Origin of the sequence: Pediococcus claussenii ATCC BAA-344 (assembly GCF_000237995.1) — a bacterium.
In the GTDB taxonomy this organism is placed as follows: domain Bacteria; phylum Bacillota; class Bacilli; order Lactobacillales; family Lactobacillaceae; genus Pediococcus; species Pediococcus claussenii.
This window is the reverse complement of sequence record NC_016605.1, coordinates 1,216,973-1,235,024: the sequence shown is the minus strand read 5'-3', so window position 1 is coordinate 1,235,024 and position 18,052 is coordinate 1,216,973. Positions and strand designations below refer to the sequence as shown.

The window sequence follows — 18,052 nt, the reverse complement described above, 5'->3', positions numbered from 1 at the left end:
CACCTTTTTTATTTAACTAAGTAAAGGAAGAATACATGAAGACAAAGCAACCAGTTGAAAAAAATAAACAGTACGACGTAAGCATCGAAGATCTAACATACCAAGGCTTAGGGGTAGCGAAAATCGAAAACTTTCCGATTTTTATAACCAATACTTTACCTGGCGAAAAGGCCAAAATTGTTGTAACTAAAGTTCAAAAGACCTATGCGTTTGGGCGAGTATTAGAAGTTTTACAATCCAGTCCAGATCGAGTTGATGGGTTAGGAAAAGAATATACACAAACAGGAATCGCACCTCTTCAATATTTGAGGTACGACGCGCAACTGCTGTTTAAACAGCATCAAATTGAAAACCTATTGAAGAAAAGCCATTTGAATATTCACGTTGATAATACAATTGGGATGGATGAACCCTATGGTTATCGAAATAAGGCTCAAATTCCTGTTCGAACAGTTGCTGAACAATTGGAAACGGGCTTCTTTAAAAGAAACTCGCATGATTTAGTACCAATTGAAGATTTTAGAATTCAAGATACGGTCATTGATGATGTAATTGTTAAAGTAAGGGATATCCTTAGGGCAAACCAAGTAGTGCCTTATGAAGAAGTTAACCATCAAGGAATCATTAGGAATGTGATGGTTCGACGTGGAAGAAAATCTGGCGAGATTATGGTTGTATTGATCACTAATAAAGAGCAATTTCCTAATAGTGATCAAGTATTTAATGAAATTGCTGCAATTAATAACGTTGTCAGTGTTTACCAAAATATTAATAATCGAGTTACTAATGTGATGATGGGAGATAAAAATATCCTGAAATCTGGATCACCTGTAATTCATGATCAACTATTAGGAATTAACTTTATTATTTCGCCAAGTTCGTTTTATCAGGTAAATCCAGTTCAGACTGAAAAACTATATCAATTGGCTATTGATAAGGCTGGACTAACTGGCAATGAAACTGTTTTGGATTTATATTGTGGAATTGGGACAATTTCCTTAGCAATGGCAAAGCATGCTAAACGGGTAATGGGTGTCGAAGTAGTACCAGAAGCTATTCATGACGCTAAGATGAATGCACAAAGCAACGGAATTGATAATGTGGAATTCGTAATCAATAAGGCCGAAGATCAGATGAAGCTGTGGGCAGAAAATGAAATTAAAACTGATCTAGTTGTTGTGGATCCACCACGTAAGGGTCTTGCAGGTAGTGTGATCGAAAGCATTGGGGAATTACAGCCAAAGAAGGTTGTATATGTCAGTTGTAATCCTGCCACCTTGGTTCGCGATATTGGATTATTTGAAGAACAAGGTTATGAGGTAGATGGTTCAATTATTCCGGTTGATCAATTTCCACAGACACCCCATGTTGAAAGCGTAACGGTTTTGAGCCTTAAATAAAGTAGTAATTCGAAAAGTCTTTTCGACTAAACACAATGTGTAAAGTCTGAGAGGGCTTTTTATTAATTCCATGATTTTTAGAGTGTTTATAAAATGATAATTCGTTTTCAAATATAATATAAAATTTTGTACATTGTAATATTTAGGAATTAACTCGCGAATGTAACCGCTTTTGTGGGGTCGCCAAACTTCAACAAGACATTGTGAAGGGACATAAATAATGATAGATTTAAAAAGGTAAAAAATACAAGATGGAGTTTTTTGTACATGAAAAGATTTTTAAGATGGGTAGGAACGTTTGTTGCAATTGTCGTAGTTTTTTGTGCACTTGGATTCGGGATTTCTTTAGTGAAAAAGGATTCTTTGGCAAATCACTTGATAGATAAGCGAAGTACTACAGTAATGGTTAACAACCATGCTGTATCTAGTTCAACAAGTAATAAAGATGATACTACATCAACCGCACCCAAGCTAATTAACGTGAGTTCAATTTTAAATGATAATAGCATCTCTGGACAAGCGGCGGCAATTGTAAAAGGGAAACTTAAGATACGTCAAAGTAGAGGATTTAGCAATACTACTAAAGATGAAAAAAACACAAACCTAAGTGGGTTTCTAATTGGAAAAATTCAGGATAATATCAATGCCGGTATTATTTTGCATTTAGTAGACCAAGGTAAGTTAAAACTTTCAACTACTGTTTCAAAGTATGACTCGACTTTACCTGGCGCTAGTCAAATAACGTTGAAGGACGTTATTAATCAATCTTCAGGGATAACATCAGTTTCTGGTAGCCCAATAGCTTCAGTAGGCAGTCAGATGAGCTGGGCAGATTCTAATGCTAGCTTCGATGAAAGTCAGATTGGACAATATGCAGATAGCAATTTAAACACAATTATCTCTTCCTACATAATCCAAAAGGCGACTGGAAAAAAATATGAAACAGTGTTAAATGAATTTTTTGAAAGTGCTGGAATGAGAAATTCAAAAGTTGGGTCGCTTAAAGATGCCGTTAGTTACTATCAGATGGATCCGACGGTAGGGGTTAAATCGGAAGTATCGTCTGATGAATTAAATGTAACAGATGTTAATCGGGCCGGAGATTCACCAGTTATTAGTACAGCTGCTGATGTTGCTAAGCTATGTGCTTATATATTTAATGGCAGTTATATCAAGAATGGTACTTGGAATAATTTATTAAAGAATGGACATGCGGCCGGATTCTTAGTTAGTGGCAATGATTTGTCCATGGCTCAGGCACTAACGGGAGGTCGAAATCGAGTGGAATGGCACCGTAGTAATAATACTGGTGTTGTGCTACTTAGCAACTATGTAACTGATTCAAACAGCCTTTCTAATGCATCAACACAAATATTTAACAAGCTTAAATAATAAGCGTGGAGGATTAAATGGAAACTGAACAACAAATAAGTATCGGACAAGTTTTATCAACTTTAAGGCGTCACATCGGATTGATTGCTGCTAGTACAGTTATTGTGACTTTATTATCAGTATTGGTGACTTTTTTTATTATGACGCCAAAATATAGCGCGACAACAGAAATCTTAGTCAATCGGAAGCTTCCGGCCGAAATGCAGGGGGCGCAATTTCAACAGGTTCAAGCTGATGTTCAAATGATTAGTACATACAAAGATATCATCATGAGTCCAGCTGTTTTAAGGGATGTTGATAGTTCACTAGCCGGGCAAGCCGGTTACCCCGGAGAAAATGGAATGAAAAAGGCAATTTCTATTTCTAGCCAGCAAAATTCTCAAGTGTTTTCGATCACCGCTAAAAGTACAAATCCTGAAATGGCTGCGAAAATTGCTAACAAAACCGCTTCAGTTTTCAAAAACAAGATTGGAAAGATCATGAGTGTCAATAATGTATCAATGGTTTCTAAGGCACAGGCGGATGATCAACCAGTTAGCCCACGAACGAAGTTAAACCTTGTAGCTGGACTGATACTTGGTTTACTTATTGGGTTTGGCCTTGCATTCTTACGTGAATTGAGTGATAGAACCGTAACATCAGAAGAATTCTTAACTGATGAACTTGGATTAAATAGTTTAGGTGTGGTTAATGAAATTGCTGTTAAAGATTTAAAGAAACGGGTCGTTCCTAATAATTCTGATGATGCAAAGTCACACGATTCCAAAGATACTTCACGAACAAGAAGGAGGGTCTAACAGATGTCAATATTTAATAGAAAAAGAAAATTGGATGACGAAAGCCTAAAAAACGGAGTGGGTTTAATTGCTTATACAGAACCCGCTTCGGTTATCGCAGAACAATTTAGGACAATTAGAACTAATATTAAATTTTCAGCAATTGATCAGAAACTAAAAACAATCGTATTTACTTCGTCGGCACCATCAGAAGGAAAATCCACTGTTAGTAACAATGTGGCAGTTACATGGGCAGTTCAGGGAAGGAAAATTCTATTAGTTGATGCAGACTTACGCCGCCCAACGGTCCATCGTACTTTTAGTCAAAATAATGCAAAGGGGCTTAGTACTTTATTGAGTGGTAATGTTGATATGGATACGGCCATTCATGAAACGCCAATTAAGGATCTATCAATAATGACTAGTGGTCCGATACCACCCAATCCCTCTGAACTACTAGGGTCTGAACGAATGGGTGAAATAATGAAGTCTTTATCTGAAAAGTTTGATGTAGTAATTATTGATGCGCCACCCGTTAATACTGTTACCGATGCACAAGTATTGGCTGCTAGGGCAGACGGTACTATTTTAGTTGTGCCACAAGGCTATGCTGATAAGGCTGGAGTTCGGCATGCTAAGCAACTACTGGACGTTGTTCATGCAAAAATACTTGGTGCTATCATGAATCGGGTTACAGCGGAGAAATCAACTGGATATTATGGCGGTAATTACGGTGGATATTATGGAACGGGAGGCAAATAATGGGAATAATTGATCTGCATTGTCATATTTTACCTGGAGTTGATGATGGATCTAAGGATATGGGGATGTCTTTGGATCTTGCACGTGTTGCTGTTGAACAAGGGATTTCGCATATCTTAGTTACACCTCATCATATGGATGGAGAGTACACGAATCATAAAGTTGATGTGATTCAAAAGACAAATGAGTTTCAGGAAAGATTGAATGAGGAGAATATTCCATTGACAGTTTTTCCTGGACAGGAGGTCCATTTGACAGGTGATCTATTAGCAGCAATTGATGCTGACGATATTCTTTTTATGGACGAGGGTGGAAAATACTTACTCTTGGAGTTGCCACACAACGGTATTCCCGAATACACAGAAAAAATATTGTTTGAACTCTTGTCACGTGGGATTATTCCTGTAATTGCTCATCCTGAACGAAATCAAGGATTTCAACAGAATCCGGATAAGCTATATGATTTTGTTGAAATGGGATGCTTAACCCAAGTAACAAGTAGTAGCTATCTTGATGTTTTTGGTAAAAAAGTGACGACCTTGACCGAAAAAATAATTGAAGCAAATCTTGGCTTTGTTTTTTCTTCAGACGCACACAATTTTAGAGGAAGACGGTTCCTAATGGAGGAAGCCTTTGAAAAGGTGGAACGGTCAGATGGAGAACGTAGGATGGAGTTGCTTAATTTTAACGCCAAAGCAATTATTAATGGCGATGAAATCTCTGATGAGGGTATTATGAGAATTTCGGAGTTGAGTGAGAAAAAGAAGCATTTTTGGTTGTTTTAATTTAATTATAAAGTAGCGCATTTTCTAGTGATTCATTCGGGGAGGGATAGTAGAGATTGCGACTTAAAAATAAAAAGGATTCTAATGGTGATTATTGTGATTAAAGATAATGAATTTACTCTTTTAGAAGAGTACCAGAATCAGAGTAGGCGGTTTGTATATCGCTTTCTCAAGAGAACTTTTGATATTGTTGCTAGTTTATTAGGTTTACTATTGTTATTCCCCGTCTTTTTAATAGTGTCTTTGGCAATAAAAAAAGAGGACGTCAATGGTCCTGTGTTCTATTTTCAGTATAGAGTGGGACGACATGGTAAAAGATTTAAAATGTATAAATTTCGTTCTATGGTTGTGAATGCGGATAAGATACTAGACTCTCTCGCTGAAAAAAATGAAGTTGATGGTGCTATGTTCAAAATGAAAAATGATCCGCGTGTTACACATGTAGGAAATTTCATAAGAAGACATAGTATTGATGAACTTCCACAATTAGTTAACGTTTTAATTGGAGATATGAGCTTGGTTGGTACAAGACCACCCCTAATTAGGGAAGTATCCGAATATACGGAGTATGAAAAAAAAAGATTAGTTGTTAAGCCCGGCTGTACTGGATTATGGCAGGTTAGTGGAAGAAACGATCTTGATTTTAAAGAAATGGTAGATTTGGACATTGAATATATAAGTCGAAGTTCGTTAGCTCTTGATATAACGATATTACTAAGAACTGTCTTAATTATGATAAAGCCAAATAGTGCATATTAAGATAAAAAGCAATATATATTATGTGATTTTTTAGAGGAGGATTTTTGATTTGGAGCGATGGCAAGAATTGAACGAAGTTTTAGCAATTGTGGTGACATTTAACCGAAAGGATTTATTAATGGAGTGTATTAATAATCTGAGTAGTTCAAAAAGTCAATGTGATGTACTTATTGTGGATAACGCTAGTACCGATGGAACATCAGAAGCAGTAAAAAGGTTTGAAAATGCAAGTAATATTCACTATGTTAATACCGGTGAAAACTTAGGTGGAGCAGGTGGATACAATTTTGCTTTAAAGTACGGTTATCAGCTTAATTATAAATATTTTTGGCTAATGGACGACGATACCATGGTTCAGCAAGATGCTTTAGGTAAGTTAACTGAGACAGCAAAAGAGTTAGATGAAGATTTTGGCTTTCTTTGTAATTATGCAAGGTTTACTGACGGGACAGCAAGTAAAATGAACATACCAACACTAGCTAAAAATTGGTTAGGAACTGTCCCAGAAATGGATAACGTTCTTAAAGTAGAAAAAGCGTCTTTCGTAGGATTCTTTGTTCCTAAGAAGATTGTTGGAAAGTATGGATTACCTATAAAAGACTTTTTTGTATGGGCGGATGATTCGGATTATTCTCAACGAATTTCCATGAATGAGAATTGTTACATAGTTATGGATAGTCTCGTAATTCACAAGATGAAGAGCAACGCTGATGCTAATTTTAAGGCATTCTTAGCAGAAGAAACCGATCGTATGGATAGATATTTTTATTCGTTTAGAAATCGATTCTTTGTTGCAAGGAAAAAAGGCCGAAAAACGTTATTACTATATATTTTAAAATTAATGGCATTTACTTTACTAACGCCTTGGAAAACCAAGCGAAATAAGTTGAGAAAAGAGAAAATAGTGTTACGCGGTTTTTCTAAGGGAATTTGGTTTAATCCTAAGGTAGAAATGGTATCAGACGAAAATCAATAACACATTATTAGTTTGTGTACCTCCTTAGAAGAGGGCTGATAGAACACCGTTATAAGTTGTGGGAGAAAAAGTATGTATGGAAATAAAAATGTGGTTGGGTATATTTTTCATCTGATAGATTATTTGATAGTGGCTTTAATTATTTTATGTACACAATCAGTTTTTAATGCAGCTTCAATGAGTAATTACCACCTACCAGTGATTTTAGTAGCTTTATTATTTGTTAGAGTTCTTACTTTAATGAGTTTAGAGACAAAAGTGGGCAAACTAATTATTTTTTCTGTTTTGTGGATTTTGTATATTAGTGTATATATATTGGTTTCACCTGGTAAAATTTTTGGGCTGATTCAAGTTTTTGTGGTTTATTTTTTATTGATGGTAATATACATACATTTGTACAAGGAAAAAAATGATTTTAAACAATTACTGCGAATGTATTCTAATATTATTTTTATACTGGCCATTATTTCTTTATTTTTTTGGCTTTTTGGATCTATAGCTGGGATTATTAAACCGACCGGTTCGCTTCCAATTAACTGGGGTGGAAATGTTATTACTTCAAGTTATTTTAATATTTATTTCCAGTGGCAACACGATGCGGTTGTTTTTGGACATACTATTTTTAGAAATATTGGAATTTTTTGTGAAGCTCCCATGTATAGTCTTAATCTGAGTGTTGCCTTTATCTTTGACTATCTTATTAATGGTAGAAAAAGTTTATCTAGATTTGCTGTTTACTTAATTACAATTGCAAGTACTGTGTCTGTGACTGGTGTTTTACTGATCCTTGGTGTTGTTACTATGAGTAAGCTTTTTGAATACTTGGAAGATACAGTAAAGCATAATCGATTTAGATTTGGTTTAATCTTGTTTCCAATTTTTGCAATCATTGCGATCGCGCTTGGTTACCAGTTATTGACAAATAAATTATCGTCAGCCTCCGGTTCTAGTAGAATGCAAGATTACATTTCAGGATTTAAGGCGTGGATGGTTCACCCTTTTTTTGGATCGGGATATGGTAATATAGCAACGAGGATAAGTTTTTCAAGTTTCTGGAGGCTAGCGCGTTCTGAAACAGGATATACAAATTCTATTATGACAATCCTTAGTGAAGGGGGAGTATATTTCTTTACTTCATTTTTTGTAAGTTTCTTCTATTTATTGAAAAAAGCAATAAGTAAAAATGATTATAAACTTGGAATTTTCACAATTGTTTGGATTTATTTGTTCTTAACAACAGTATTTGCGCATACCATGTTATTAGTTGGGTTTTTAGCGTGTGTTTTTGAGTTAATCCTTTCAGATTATAAAATAACAATTTAATAATTTTTTAGGAGGGTAATATATGAAAAAAAGATTAGCATTCATTGTAAAACACAGTTTACTTCTAAAAAAATTGTTTGTTTTTTGTGGAAGTTTATTCTTTAAAATTTTGGGACTATTTGTATATACAGATAAAAGGCTGGTTCTAGTAGTTGCTAATGGTGGAAATTCATTTGGTGGAAGTCCTTATGAAATTTACCAATATATGAAAAAAGACGATAGATATAAAAAGTATAACTTTATCTGGGCGTTTAACGAGCCACAAAAATTTGAAAACTTAGGTCTTCGTGTAGTTAAATTTGATAGTTTTAGATATTTTATAACAGCCCTTAAGGCAAAATATTGGATTACCGATATTAATATTGAAAGAAGTCTAAATTTCAAAAAAAAGGGTACAAAGTATTTAAATACTTGGCATGGAGTTGCATTGAAGAGAATCGGAAATGATGATAAAAATTCAGGTCATTATGATTCTGCAAATATTGATTATTTATGTGTATCGGGTAGACACGATGAAAGTGTTTATAAAAGCGCCCTGAATGCTTCTGAGAATTCATTTTTAAAGGTAGGAATGCCTAGGAATGATGAACTTACTAATTCAAATGATAAAAATTTGGATATGTTAAAAGAAGACATAGGAATTCCAACAGATAAAAAAGTAATATTGTACGCACCAACTTGGAGAGATAGCAATGATGGTGGTAGAAATTTCCAAATCGATTTACCAGTGAATTTTAAAAAATGGGAAAAGGAACTTGGTAATGAATATGTGGTTCTACTCCGTGCTCATGACAGAACCACAAAAATGTTAAATGTTGAGTTTAATGATTTCATTTTTGACTTTTCTAAATATACTAAGTTAAATGAATTACTAGAAATTACAGATGTTTTAATAACTGATTATTCGTCAATCGTATTTGATTATTTATTGTTACGAAAACCCTTCATCTGCTTTGGTTATGATTATGATGAGTACAAAAAAGAAAGAGGATTTTATTTTGACCCTGAAAAAGTTTACCCTGGTGGTGTCTTGAAGAATGAAGAACAGGTTTTAGATAGGTTGAAGTCAAAGTTCTTTGACCAGAGTGAAGAAGATTTTGATGAAATGATTGGAAGATTTATGAACTATACTAATGGACACGCAACAGAAAGATGTGTTGAAGCACTATTTGGCAAGAAATAATTTTAATTTGAGGTGGAAAAATGCAGGAATATTTAATTATAGGCTCTGGCCTATTTGGTTCGGTCTTTGCACACGAAGCAGCAAAACGCGGACATAAAGTTAAAGTGATTGAGAAAAGAGACCATATAGGCGGAAACATTTATACAAAAGAAATTGAAGGAATTCAGGTTCATCAATATGGTGCTCATATTTTTCATACAAGTATGAAGAAAATTTGGGACTATATAAATCAATTCGCTGAATTTAATAACTATACAAACAATGTAATTGCTAATTATAACGGTGAAATTTTTAGTATGCCATTCAATATGTATACTTTTAACAAACTCTGGGGAGTTATAACTCCTGATGAAGCTAGGGCTAAAATTGAAGAGCAGAAAAAAAGTATAAATTTGGACGGAGCTCCCAAGAATTTAGAAGAACAAGCAATTTCACTTGTTGGCCCTGATGTATATCAAAAGCTGGTTAAAGGGTATACAGAGAAGCAATGGGGGCAATCTGCCACAGATCTTCCAGCATTCATCATCCGCCGTCTACCTGTAAGATTTACATATGATAATAATTACTTCAATGACCCATATCAAGGCATTCCAATTGGTGGGTATACTCCTATTATCGAAAAATTATTGGATCACGAATTAATTAGTGTTGAAACCGGTGTTGATTTCTTTGATAACAAAGAAGACTACCTTAATTCGGACGCTAAAATAATTTTTACTGGAATGATTGATCAATTCTTTGATTATGAAATTGGAGAACTTGAGTACAGAAGTTTACGTTTTGATACGGAGATTAAGGATGTTGATGATTTTCAGGGGAACGCAGTTGTGAATTATACTGATGCTGAAACACCGTATACTAGAATTATTGAGCATAAACATTTTGAATTTGGAAAAGGAACCAAGGGAAAAACAGTTGTAACACGAGAATATCCGAAGGATTGGCATAGAGGCGATGAACCTTATTATCCAATTAATAATAAAAGGAATAAGGAACTATATACCAAATATGTTGGTTTAGCAAAAGAAAAGGCACCAAATGTTTTGTTTGGTGGACGACTTGGACAGTATAGATATTATAATATGGATCAAACTATTATGGCCGCTTTACAGTCTGTTGAACACGAATTTGGAGATAAATAAGTAAAATGCAGGTTGTTAAAAACTATTTATATAACGCTTCATATCAGGTGTTTATTCTATTAGTTCCGTTAATAACTACGCCTTATTTAGCTCGTGTCTTAGGACCTACCGGAGTGGGAATAAACGCTTTTACTAATTCAATTATTCAGTATTTTATTTTGTTTGGAAGCATTGGTGTTAATCTTTATGGTAACAGACAAGTAGCGTTTGTACGTGATGATAAGGAAAGGGTAACTAATACTTTTTATGAAGTTTTTTTAATGCGTTTAATGACCATAGTTCTGGCATACGTTGCTTTTTTAATATTTCTTGTTATGACCGGGAAATACCATACGTATTATCTTGCTCAGTCTATTTCAATCATTGCTGCTGCCTTTGATGTATCTTGGTTTTTTATGGGTGTTGAAAATTTTGGTGTCACGGTGATAAGAAATTTTATCGTCAAAATTATCACATTGATTAGTATCTTTGTTTTCGTTAAATCCTACAGTGATTTAACGGCGTATATTTTAATACTTTCATTGTCCTTATTAATTGGAAACATGACATTATTTCCTAATTTGAAGCGATATGTAGGTAAGTTAAGGTTTAAGAAATTAAATATTTGGAAGCATTTTAGACCTTCATTAGTTTTATTTGTGCCACAAATTGCGACACAAATTTATTTAGTTGTTAATAAAACAATGCTAGGGGCTATGACATCTGTCCAATCGGCAGGATATTTTGATCAGTCCGATAAAATGATAAAAATGGTATTAGCTTTGGTTACTGCAACAGGGACAGTGATGCTGCCTCACGTTGCAAATGCGTTTATGAAAGGGCAAACTGAAAAAACTAAAGAATATTTATATGGTAGTTTTTCATTTGTCACTGCGTTGGCAACGCTAATGATGTTCGGAATGGCAGCTATTGCCCCCAAATTTGTTCCGTTGTTTTTTACCGATAAATTTCTATCAGTAATCCCCTTAATGATGATTGAATCGGTTGTAATTCTATTGATTGCTTGGAGTAATGCGGTGGGAACCCAGTATTTGTTACCAACTAATCAAAATAGAGCATTTACAACTTCAGTAGTTCTTGGAGCAATAGTAAACATTATAATTAATGTTCCATTTATTATAATGTGGGGGGCCGAAGGTGCAACTCTTTCTACAGTTATATCAGAATTTGTTGTTACCGGATATCAACTTTATATTATTAGGGAACAACTTAATTTGAAAAAATTATTTAAAGAAACCGATAAGTACATTATTGCGGGAGCTATGATGTTTGCCGTTACTATCATTGCAAACTATATTCTTCCAGAAAAATGGATAATGATTGTTTTAGAAATTATTATCGGTATTGTGGTTTATTTATTATTATTAATAATAATGAAAGCAAGTATTTTAAAAAAAGCAAAGAGTATATTAGGTAGATAACAAAAAGAATCAATCGTGGGTGTTACCACGATTGATTCTTTTTGATGAAGCTGAAATTCCATGTTTAGCACATATATACCCAATCATAATGCCAGTCGCGTTGGTCATGACATCAGTAATATCCACGGTTCTTTTTAGATTGAGATATTGATCGAAGATGAATTGAGTAGATTCATTAAAGAATCCAACAAGTATGGATATTAATAATATGGAAAACCAGTTAAGATGTTCCTTGAATAATAAGTTTAAAAATATTCCTCCAGGGATTGTCATTGCTATGTTTAAGAATGCGCCAGAGCTTGTCAGTCCTGCAGGTTCGTAGACAATTTTTGCTGAGTGAAAATAAAAGTAATGTTTTAGGTAGAGATCATTTCCAAACAACTCATGAGGCTGATAGATTAACCACCAAACACAAATAAGATATATGCACAGGAAAAAATAGTGTTTTTCTCTCTAGAACTCTTTTTTATAGAATACAGTAATGCGGCTAATGTAATTATAGAAAATCCAATAAATGGCAGATATTGAGAAACCATGTTATCCCTTCTTCCATAAATCAACATGTTTGAGTCGAATTAAAAATGCAATTCCCCATCCCAAAATCACACCAATACTGTTAGTAATAACATCTGTAATGTCTACAGTTCTTTGGATGTTAACTAATAAATCGAGGATAAATTGTCCGCCTTCATTAAATAAACCAATTGAAATCGCAAGCATGAAGACGATAGGTATCTTATTAACTTTATTAGGTAAAAGTAGCCTTAGATAAACACCTGCTGGTAGTGTCATGATCATATTCATAATACTTCCCTCTGAAGTTAGGCCAGCAGGCACATAAACAATTTTCGCGGTCCCAAACCAAAAATAGCGCATGTAATAGGTGTCGCCTAAATAATACAATCCTGGGGTGAAAATTAACCAAAATACGCAAATAAGATAAACTCCTAAACTACCAAAAACGATCGTATTGACTAGTTTAGGGTTATGTCCAATGATTCTAACAATACTTATGATAACTAGAAAGAGTAGAATCAAAAATGGTACGTACTGTTGAATTGAATTTTGCAAAATGAATCCCCCCCTTAATAAAAAATAACTAGTGTTCAGTTTAATTGTTTTTGTGTTTGGATAGGTAGTAAACCGGTATTCCTAACAAAGTTATAATAATTCCGATTATGGCGAGTAGTGTTTGGGTGATAATTGTTGTGATTAGAATAAAAAAACCACCGATGATTGCTAAAATTGGAACTATTGGATATAAAGGAACCTGATAAGGGCGTTCTAGTTCTGGTTGTTGATGACGGAGTTTAATTACCGCAAGAAAAATAAGAACATTAAAAATCCACATGACAAAAACTAACATATCAGTTAATAGGTCAAAGGAACCAATTAACATCATGAGAATTGCAATCGTTATTTGAAGTAAACCGGCATTATAAGGAACATAAGTTTTTAAGGAGATTTTCTTTAATAAATGACTCATAGGTAAGGAATCTTCCGTTGCCATCGCGAAGGGAACTCGCATCCCAGTCATTGTATAACCGTTAATAGCACCATAGACTGAAATGAGAATACCGATTGTAACGATTTTTCCTCCCAATGCCCCAAATATGTGTTTTGAAGCGAGAGAGGCGGCGTTTAAATTTCCAGCAAGCTGGTTGATCGGTAAGGTTTTCAGGAAAATGAAGTTAACGAGTAAATAAACAACCATAATGCCGAATAAACCCCAACCAATCGCTTTGGGTAAATCTTTCTTAGGGCTTTTCATTTCACCAGCGATGGTGCCAATTCCTAACCAGCCATCGTAAGCAAACATAGTTGCGAGTAGGCCTCCGCTGAAGCCAACAAGAATGTTATTGGAAGTACTAGTGGAGCTGGGAAAGAATGATATTGAGGCTGATCCGTGGGATATCAATCCAAAAAGAATAATCACAGCAATTGGGATCAACTTAATGATTAAAGTAAGCGATTGGAGACGTGCACCGTACTTTGAACCTAAAAGGTTAATTATAGTTAGCGAAGCTCCCGTGATTATTGCAATTGGTAATAGCCAAAAGGTTGATAAATGAAATAAATTAACGAATTGAGTTCCAAAAATTATTGAAAGTGCGGCTATGTTTGCCGGAAAATAGATTAGAACCTGAGCCCAACCTAAAAGAAACCCCGGTAGCTTTCCATATGCAACTTCAAGATATTTAATAGCGCCACCGGTCTCAGGAATGGCTGCAGCTAGTTCGGCGCTGGTTAATCCACCACAAATGCTTAATAATCCCCCAATAAACCAAGCTAATAACGACATTCCTGCTGAATGTGTACTGCCTGTAACACTGGCGACTTTAAAGAAGACTCCAGCACCAATTACAGTTCCCATAACTGTGGAGAACGCTGAAAAAAGTCCAATGTTCCGTTCTAGTTTAACGTTTTGCATCTCAATATATTCTCTCTTCTTATATAATTAGGTTCGATAATTATATCAAATAGGATACAATAACAACAAGGAGGTTGTGTGATGAACAGCAAGAACAGATCACAGAGCAGACCTAAGTTTAATCAAGGGATTCTATGGCGTAAACGAATAGTGGTAATTTTGGCTGTTATTTTAGTAGGAACTATATTGGTTGGCGGTATTATGAAGTATGCCTCATTTCAAAAAGAAGAAGAGGCGCGGTTAAATAATTATTCTACGCATGGCGTGACACTTAATCAGGATGATGGAACAGTTGATTTTCAACAGTTACAGCAAAAAAATGTTGACTTTGTGTATCTGACAGCAACAACAGGAGCTACATATTTAGATGATTCCTTCAACGGGAATTATCAGAGAATTCAAGGAGTGAATGTACCAGTTGGGGTTATACACTCATTTGGATTTCAAAAGGATGCACAAAAACAATTTGATTTTTTTAAATCTAAACTGAAAAATAACATTGGAACTTTGCCAATCGCAATTAATATTGAATATTACGGTGATTTCAATGCAAATAATGTTAGGTGGCAGAAACAAGGACCACAGGTTGTGAAGTTAATTCGATTGCTCGCGAATTACTATGGACAAGCGGTAATTATAAAAACCACACCCGATATCTACAAAAAATTATACAAAAAATACGTTAGACAAACTCCGTTTTGGATTGTCACAACGCATGTGGGTAAAGCAGTTAAAAATATTAAACTAGTGCAGTTCGATGATCGAAGATATGAAAATGACGGAGAACAATTAACATTACCCGAATCATACTTCAGTGGGAATAAAGAAATGTGGAGAGACTTTTCTAATTAGAGAGAATCAATGATAGCATATGTTTCGTCATTAGCCTCGTCAAAAATACTGATAGGACTACGACCGTTAGTTCTGATAACTATTTTGAAGCCAAAGTTATCGATTAAAATCAAACGAGATGGTGTAACGCTTTCTACCTGTGTTTTGATTAATTGTTTATCAAGGTAGACATCATAATTCGGTTGAATTTCAAATTGATGTTTTCGGTTAGTTGAATTATCTTGATATACCCATGTACCCGCATAGAAGAAGGGGCTTACGGGCTCGGGTGCTTCTTCTGTACGATTTTCAGAAAATAACTTGTTTAAACTGATTCGGCGCCAGACCATGTGCAACACTCCTTCTATACTTATGATATGCATAATATATCATTGTTAATGGTCATGAAGAAAGTAAAAGAACTGAATTTATACAGTTTTAATAATTGAAATGTTTTCGTAATGCTATAAATTTAATGTAAAATAGAATATGGAAGAAAAATGGAGGTATTTAACATGTTGAGACTTGGAATTATTGGTACTAACTGGATTACAAAACAGTTTATTGATGCAGCACATGAAACAAATGAATGGCAATTAAGTTCCGTGTATTCACGAACTATACAAAAGGCCCATGATTTTGGTGATTTATTAGGAGCATCAGAATTTTTTGATGATTTAACTAAGTTTTTTTTGGACGGAAACTTTGATGCAGTTTATATTGCATCGCCCAATAGTTTACATTTTGAGCAAGCGTTAGATGCAATACAACATGAAAAGATCACAATTGTAGAAAAACCAATCGTGGTTAATCCAACTCAGTGGAGAAAGTTGGAGAGTGCCTTGAAAGATTATCCTAAGGCTAAGTTGTTCGAGGCAGCTAGACATGTGCATGAGCCAAACTTTAAAGTAGTACAACACGCAATTAATAATTTTGATGTTGTGCAGGGGGCTTCACTTACCTATGCCAAATATTCCAGTAGGTATGATGCTGTTTTAAATGGTGAGGAACCTAATATTTTCTCCTTAGATTTTGCTGGTGGCGCTTTGCAGGATCTAGGCGTTTATGTGGTTTATGATGCAGTTGCTTGGTTTGGGATGCCTGAAGAGGTGGCTTACTTTCCACAAAAGATAAGAACTAGGGTTGATGGTAAGGGAACCGCGATCTTACGTTATCCACAGTTTGATGTAACACTTAATATTGGGAAGATTGCCAATTCGTATGTACAGTCCGAGATTTATGGACTGAAGGACACGATTGTAATGGATAACGCGGCTGAATTGAATAGTATTCGATTATACGATGAACGTGGTGAGTTTACTGAAATTGGTACAAAGCCCGAGAAAAATCCAATGGTTGCAGAGGCCCAAGATTTCGCAGATGTTATCAACCATTTTGATGATGAGAAAAATCAAAATAAATATTATGAATGGCTTCAATTAAGCCGAAATGTTAATAAATTAATGTTTAATTTACGGCAAAATGCTGGATTATATTTTACCGGCGAGGAAGATAAGGATTAAATTACATGAATGATATATTTAAACAGCATTTTACTGAAAAGGGTTTTGAACAACAAACGTTGATTCAGAAGCGTGTGGAGCAGAAGCTAAGGGATGGAGAGTCGGTAATAGGATTATCGCCAACTGGTTCAGGGAAAACAGTAGCGTTTGTACTTCCACTTCTAGAAAAAATAATCCCAGGTAATGGTACACAGCTTTTGATTATCGCTCCTTCGCAAGAACTTGCCATTCAAACAACTGAAGTGGTGCGTGAATGGGGGACATTGATCAAGTTAAAAGTGACGTCTGTTACCGGTGGCGCTAATATGCAACGGCAAATCGAAAGACTCAAAACCAAACCTGAGATTGTAGTAGGGACACCTGGTCGAATAAAAACAATGATTGACGAAAAACGTTTAAAAGTGTCAGAAATTTCTGCTCTTGTGATTGATGAGGCAGATCAACTTTTAACTGGAGATACATTAGTAGATATTCAGGCCATTGAAGATAATTTACAAAGTGATCTTCAGTTTGGATTCTTCTCAGCCACCATGAATCAAACGTTTTTAGAGGATTTAAACGAATGGTTTAACATCGATCCAGAAGTTGTTGACGTTAGAGAAGAAGACGATACACGTGGAGATGTAACACATGGGTGGTTTGCAGCTAACGATTTGAATAGCAAAGTTCGTTGGCTACGAACCTTACAGAGAATAAAAAAATTTCAAGCACTAGTATTTTTTAACCATGTTTCATCGTTGGAAAAAGTTAACTCCATGCTAAAACATGAGGGTGTTTCGGTTGGCAAAATTGCTGGGCATCAGGTTCAAACCGATCGTGCAAGTATGCTAAGAAAATTCCGCAAAGGAGAGCTTAAATATCTCATGGTAACTGATGTGGCAGCCCGGGGACTTGATATTGAAGATTTACCTGCCGTTATTAATTTTGATATTCCACAAAATATTACAACGTATACACACCGAATGGGAAGAACCGGCAGAATGGGTAAGAGCGGTTTTGTATTAAGCTTTGGTAATGACCATGATATTCGGGATTTAAGGAAAATTGTTCAAAAGCTAAATTTGAGCTTCAGTAGGATGATGGTGGATGAAAAGCAAATTGTTCCGTTTGAAAAAAAGGTAATTGATCGTAATTCTGTTAATAAAGAAAAGGAAATTACAACTAAAACAAAAACACCAAGTACAAAGGTTGGCAAAGCAAATAACCAAAACAAATCTCAAAATAAAATTGTTAACAAACCAGAAACCCCGGTTAGAGGGAAAAAAGGAAAGAAAAAACACTCTAAGAGAATGGGATTGAGACATAAAAGAAATCTAAAAGATTCCTAAGATATTTATAAGGGTAAGTA

Annotated in this window: 18 protein-coding genes; 14 read left to right on the top strand and 4 right to left on the bottom strand. The window is 34.9% G+C overall.

Annotation, left to right across the window (positions count from 1 at the left end):
* The first annotated feature begins 35 nt into the window (after positions 1-35).
* The 11 genes from rlmD (at position 36) to PECL_RS05995 (ending at position 11,919) form a co-directional block, all read left to right on the top strand.
* Positions 36-1,400 carry a 23S rRNA (uracil(1939)-C(5))-methyltransferase RlmD gene (gene rlmD / locus PECL_RS06045; RefSeq protein WP_014215690.1) on the top strand — a complete coding sequence of 455 codons (1,365 nt, stop codon included), beginning with the start codon at positions 36-38 and terminating at the stop codon, positions 1,398-1,400.
* Positions 1,401-1,667: 267 nt separating this feature from the next.
* Positions 1,668-2,792, top strand: coding sequence for a serine hydrolase domain-containing protein (locus tag PECL_RS06040; RefSeq protein ID WP_014215689.1), 1,125 nt, complete (start codon positions 1,668-1,670; stop codon positions 2,790-2,792).
* Positions 2,793-2,809: 17 nt separating this feature from the next.
* The gene (locus tag PECL_RS06035; RefSeq protein WP_014215688.1) at positions 2,810-3,589 is read left to right on the top strand and encodes a YveK family protein; all 780 of its coding nucleotides are present in this window, start codon (positions 2,810-2,812) and stop codon (positions 3,587-3,589) included.
* A gap of 3 nt (positions 3,590-3,592) precedes the next feature.
* Positions 3,593-4,330 (top strand): CpsD/CapB family tyrosine-protein kinase, encoded by a 738-nt coding sequence (locus tag PECL_RS06030; protein WP_014215687.1) that lies wholly within the window; start codon positions 3,593-3,595, stop codon positions 4,328-4,330.
* Positions 4,330-5,115: a tyrosine-protein phosphatase gene (locus tag PECL_RS06025; RefSeq protein ID WP_014215686.1), complete on the top strand. Its 786-nt coding sequence runs from the start codon at positions 4,330-4,332 to the stop codon at positions 5,113-5,115. The genes PECL_RS06030 and PECL_RS06025 overlap by 1 nt, the downstream gene beginning before the upstream one ends.
* An 84-nt stretch (positions 5,116-5,199) precedes the next feature.
* Complete coding sequence (locus PECL_RS06020; RefSeq protein ID WP_014215685.1) at positions 5,200-5,874, top strand: sugar transferase; 675 nt, start codon at positions 5,200-5,202, stop codon at positions 5,872-5,874.
* Between the two features lie 49 nt (positions 5,875-5,923).
* On the top strand, positions 5,924-6,850 hold the full coding sequence (locus PECL_RS06015; protein ID WP_014215684.1) for a glycosyltransferase: 927 nt from the start codon (positions 5,924-5,926) through the stop codon (positions 6,848-6,850).
* Positions 6,851-6,922: 72 nt separating this feature from the next.
* Entirely contained in the window at positions 6,923-8,173 is a 1,251-nt protein-coding gene (locus PECL_RS06010) for a polymerase (protein WP_014215683.1), read from the top strand.
* Positions 8,174-8,195: 22 nt separating this feature from the next.
* On the top strand, positions 8,196-9,356 hold the full coding sequence (locus tag PECL_RS06005) for a CDP-glycerol--glycerophosphate glycerophosphotransferase (RefSeq protein ID WP_014215682.1): 1,161 nt from the start codon (positions 8,196-8,198) through the stop codon (positions 9,354-9,356).
* Between the two features lie 20 nt (positions 9,357-9,376).
* The gene (gene glf / locus PECL_RS06000; protein WP_014215681.1) at positions 9,377-10,498 is read left to right on the top strand and encodes a UDP-galactopyranose mutase; all 1,122 of its coding nucleotides are present in this window, start codon (positions 9,377-9,379) and stop codon (positions 10,496-10,498) included.
* 5 nt (positions 10,499-10,503) lie between these two features.
* Positions 10,504-11,919: an oligosaccharide flippase family protein gene (locus PECL_RS05995; protein ID WP_014215680.1), complete on the top strand. Its 1,416-nt coding sequence runs from the start codon at positions 10,504-10,506 to the stop codon at positions 11,917-11,919.
* 9 nt (positions 11,920-11,928) lie between these two features.
* Here PECL_RS05995 and PECL_RS10390 read toward each other — a convergent pair whose 3' ends face one another.
* The 3 genes from PECL_RS10390 to PECL_RS05980 form a co-directional block, all read right to left on the bottom strand.
* Entirely contained in the window at positions 11,929-12,336 is a 408-nt protein-coding gene (locus tag PECL_RS10390; RefSeq protein WP_411431287.1) for a VanZ family protein, read from the bottom strand.
* 120 nt (positions 12,337-12,456) lie between these two features.
* A complete protein-coding gene (locus tag PECL_RS05985) occupies positions 12,457-12,990 on the bottom strand; it encodes a VanZ family protein (protein WP_014215677.1) in 534 nt (177 codons plus the stop codon).
* 40 nt (positions 12,991-13,030) lie between these two features.
* On the bottom strand, positions 13,031-14,350 hold the full coding sequence (locus PECL_RS05980) for an APC family permease (protein ID WP_014215676.1): 1,320 nt from the start codon (positions 14,348-14,350) through the stop codon (positions 13,031-13,033).
* Positions 14,351-14,431: 81 nt separating this feature from the next.
* Here PECL_RS05980 and PECL_RS05975 point away from each other — a divergent pair, with 81 nt between their 5' ends.
* Positions 14,432-15,202, top strand: coding sequence for a GH25 family lysozyme (locus tag PECL_RS05975; RefSeq protein WP_041534629.1), 771 nt, complete (start codon positions 14,432-14,434; stop codon positions 15,200-15,202).
* Here PECL_RS05975 and PECL_RS05970 read toward each other — a convergent pair.
* Positions 15,199-15,531, bottom strand: a complete 333-nt coding sequence (locus tag PECL_RS05970) for a DUF4828 domain-containing protein (protein ID WP_041534628.1) — start codon at positions 15,529-15,531, stop codon at positions 15,199-15,201. The genes PECL_RS05975 and PECL_RS05970 overlap by 4 nt on opposite strands.
* A gap of 165 nt (positions 15,532-15,696) precedes the next feature.
* Between PECL_RS05970 and PECL_RS05965 the strand changes: the two genes are divergently transcribed.
* Together PECL_RS05965 and PECL_RS05960 are read left to right on the top strand one after the other, a co-directional pair.
* Positions 15,697-16,704 carry a Gfo/Idh/MocA family protein gene (locus tag PECL_RS05965; protein WP_014215673.1) on the top strand — a complete coding sequence of 336 codons (1,008 nt, stop codon included), beginning with the start codon at positions 15,697-15,699 and terminating at the stop codon, positions 16,702-16,704.
* A 5-nt stretch (positions 16,705-16,709) separates the two neighbouring features.
* Positions 16,710-18,032 (top strand): DEAD/DEAH box helicase, encoded by a 1,323-nt coding sequence (locus PECL_RS05960; protein ID WP_014215672.1) that lies wholly within the window; start codon positions 16,710-16,712, stop codon positions 18,030-18,032.
* Positions 18,033-18,052: the final 20 nt, after the last annotated feature.

Excerpts from the sequence above, each read along its gene's own strand:
- rlmD (WP_014215690.1), top strand. The coding sequence starts at position 36 with ATGAAGACAAAGCAACCAGTTGAAAAAAATAAACAGTACGACGTAAGC.
- PECL_RS06040 (WP_014215689.1), top strand. The coding sequence starts at position 1,668 with ATGAAAAGATTTTTAAGATGGGTAGGAACGTTTGTTGCAATTGTCGTA.
- PECL_RS06035 (WP_014215688.1), top strand. The coding sequence starts at position 2,810 with ATGGAAACTGAACAACAAATAAGTATCGGACAAGTTTTATCAACTTTA.
- PECL_RS06030 (WP_014215687.1), top strand. The coding sequence starts at position 3,593 with ATGTCAATATTTAATAGAAAAAGAAAATTGGATGACGAAAGCCTAAAA.
- PECL_RS06025 (WP_014215686.1), top strand. The coding sequence starts at position 4,330 with ATGGGAATAATTGATCTGCATTGTCATATTTTACCTGGAGTTGATGAT.
- PECL_RS06020 (WP_014215685.1), top strand. The coding sequence starts at position 5,200 with ATGGTGATTATTGTGATTAAAGATAATGAATTTACTCTTTTAGAAGAG.
- PECL_RS06010 (WP_014215683.1), top strand. The coding sequence starts at position 6,923 with ATGTATGGAAATAAAAATGTGGTTGGGTATATTTTTCATCTGATAGAT.
- PECL_RS06005 (WP_014215682.1), top strand. The coding sequence starts at position 8,196 with ATGAAAAAAAGATTAGCATTCATTGTAAAACACAGTTTACTTCTAAAA.
- glf (WP_014215681.1), top strand. The coding sequence starts at position 9,377 with ATGCAGGAATATTTAATTATAGGCTCTGGCCTATTTGGTTCGGTCTTT.
- PECL_RS05995 (WP_014215680.1), top strand. The coding sequence starts at position 10,504 with ATGCAGGTTGTTAAAAACTATTTATATAACGCTTCATATCAGGTGTTT.
- PECL_RS05980 (WP_014215676.1), bottom strand. The coding sequence starts at position 14,350 with ATGCAAAACGTTAAACTAGAACGGAACATTGGACTTTTTTCAGCGTTC.
- PECL_RS05975 (WP_041534629.1), top strand. The coding sequence starts at position 14,432 with ATGAACAGCAAGAACAGATCACAGAGCAGACCTAAGTTTAATCAAGGG.
- PECL_RS05970 (WP_041534628.1), bottom strand. The coding sequence starts at position 15,531 with ATGGTCTGGCGCCGAATCAGTTTAAACAAGTTATTTTCTGAAAATCGT.
- PECL_RS05965 (WP_014215673.1), top strand. The coding sequence starts at position 15,697 with ATGTTGAGACTTGGAATTATTGGTACTAACTGGATTACAAAACAGTTT.
- PECL_RS05960 (WP_014215672.1), top strand. The coding sequence starts at position 16,710 with ATGAATGATATATTTAAACAGCATTTTACTGAAAAGGGTTTTGAACAA.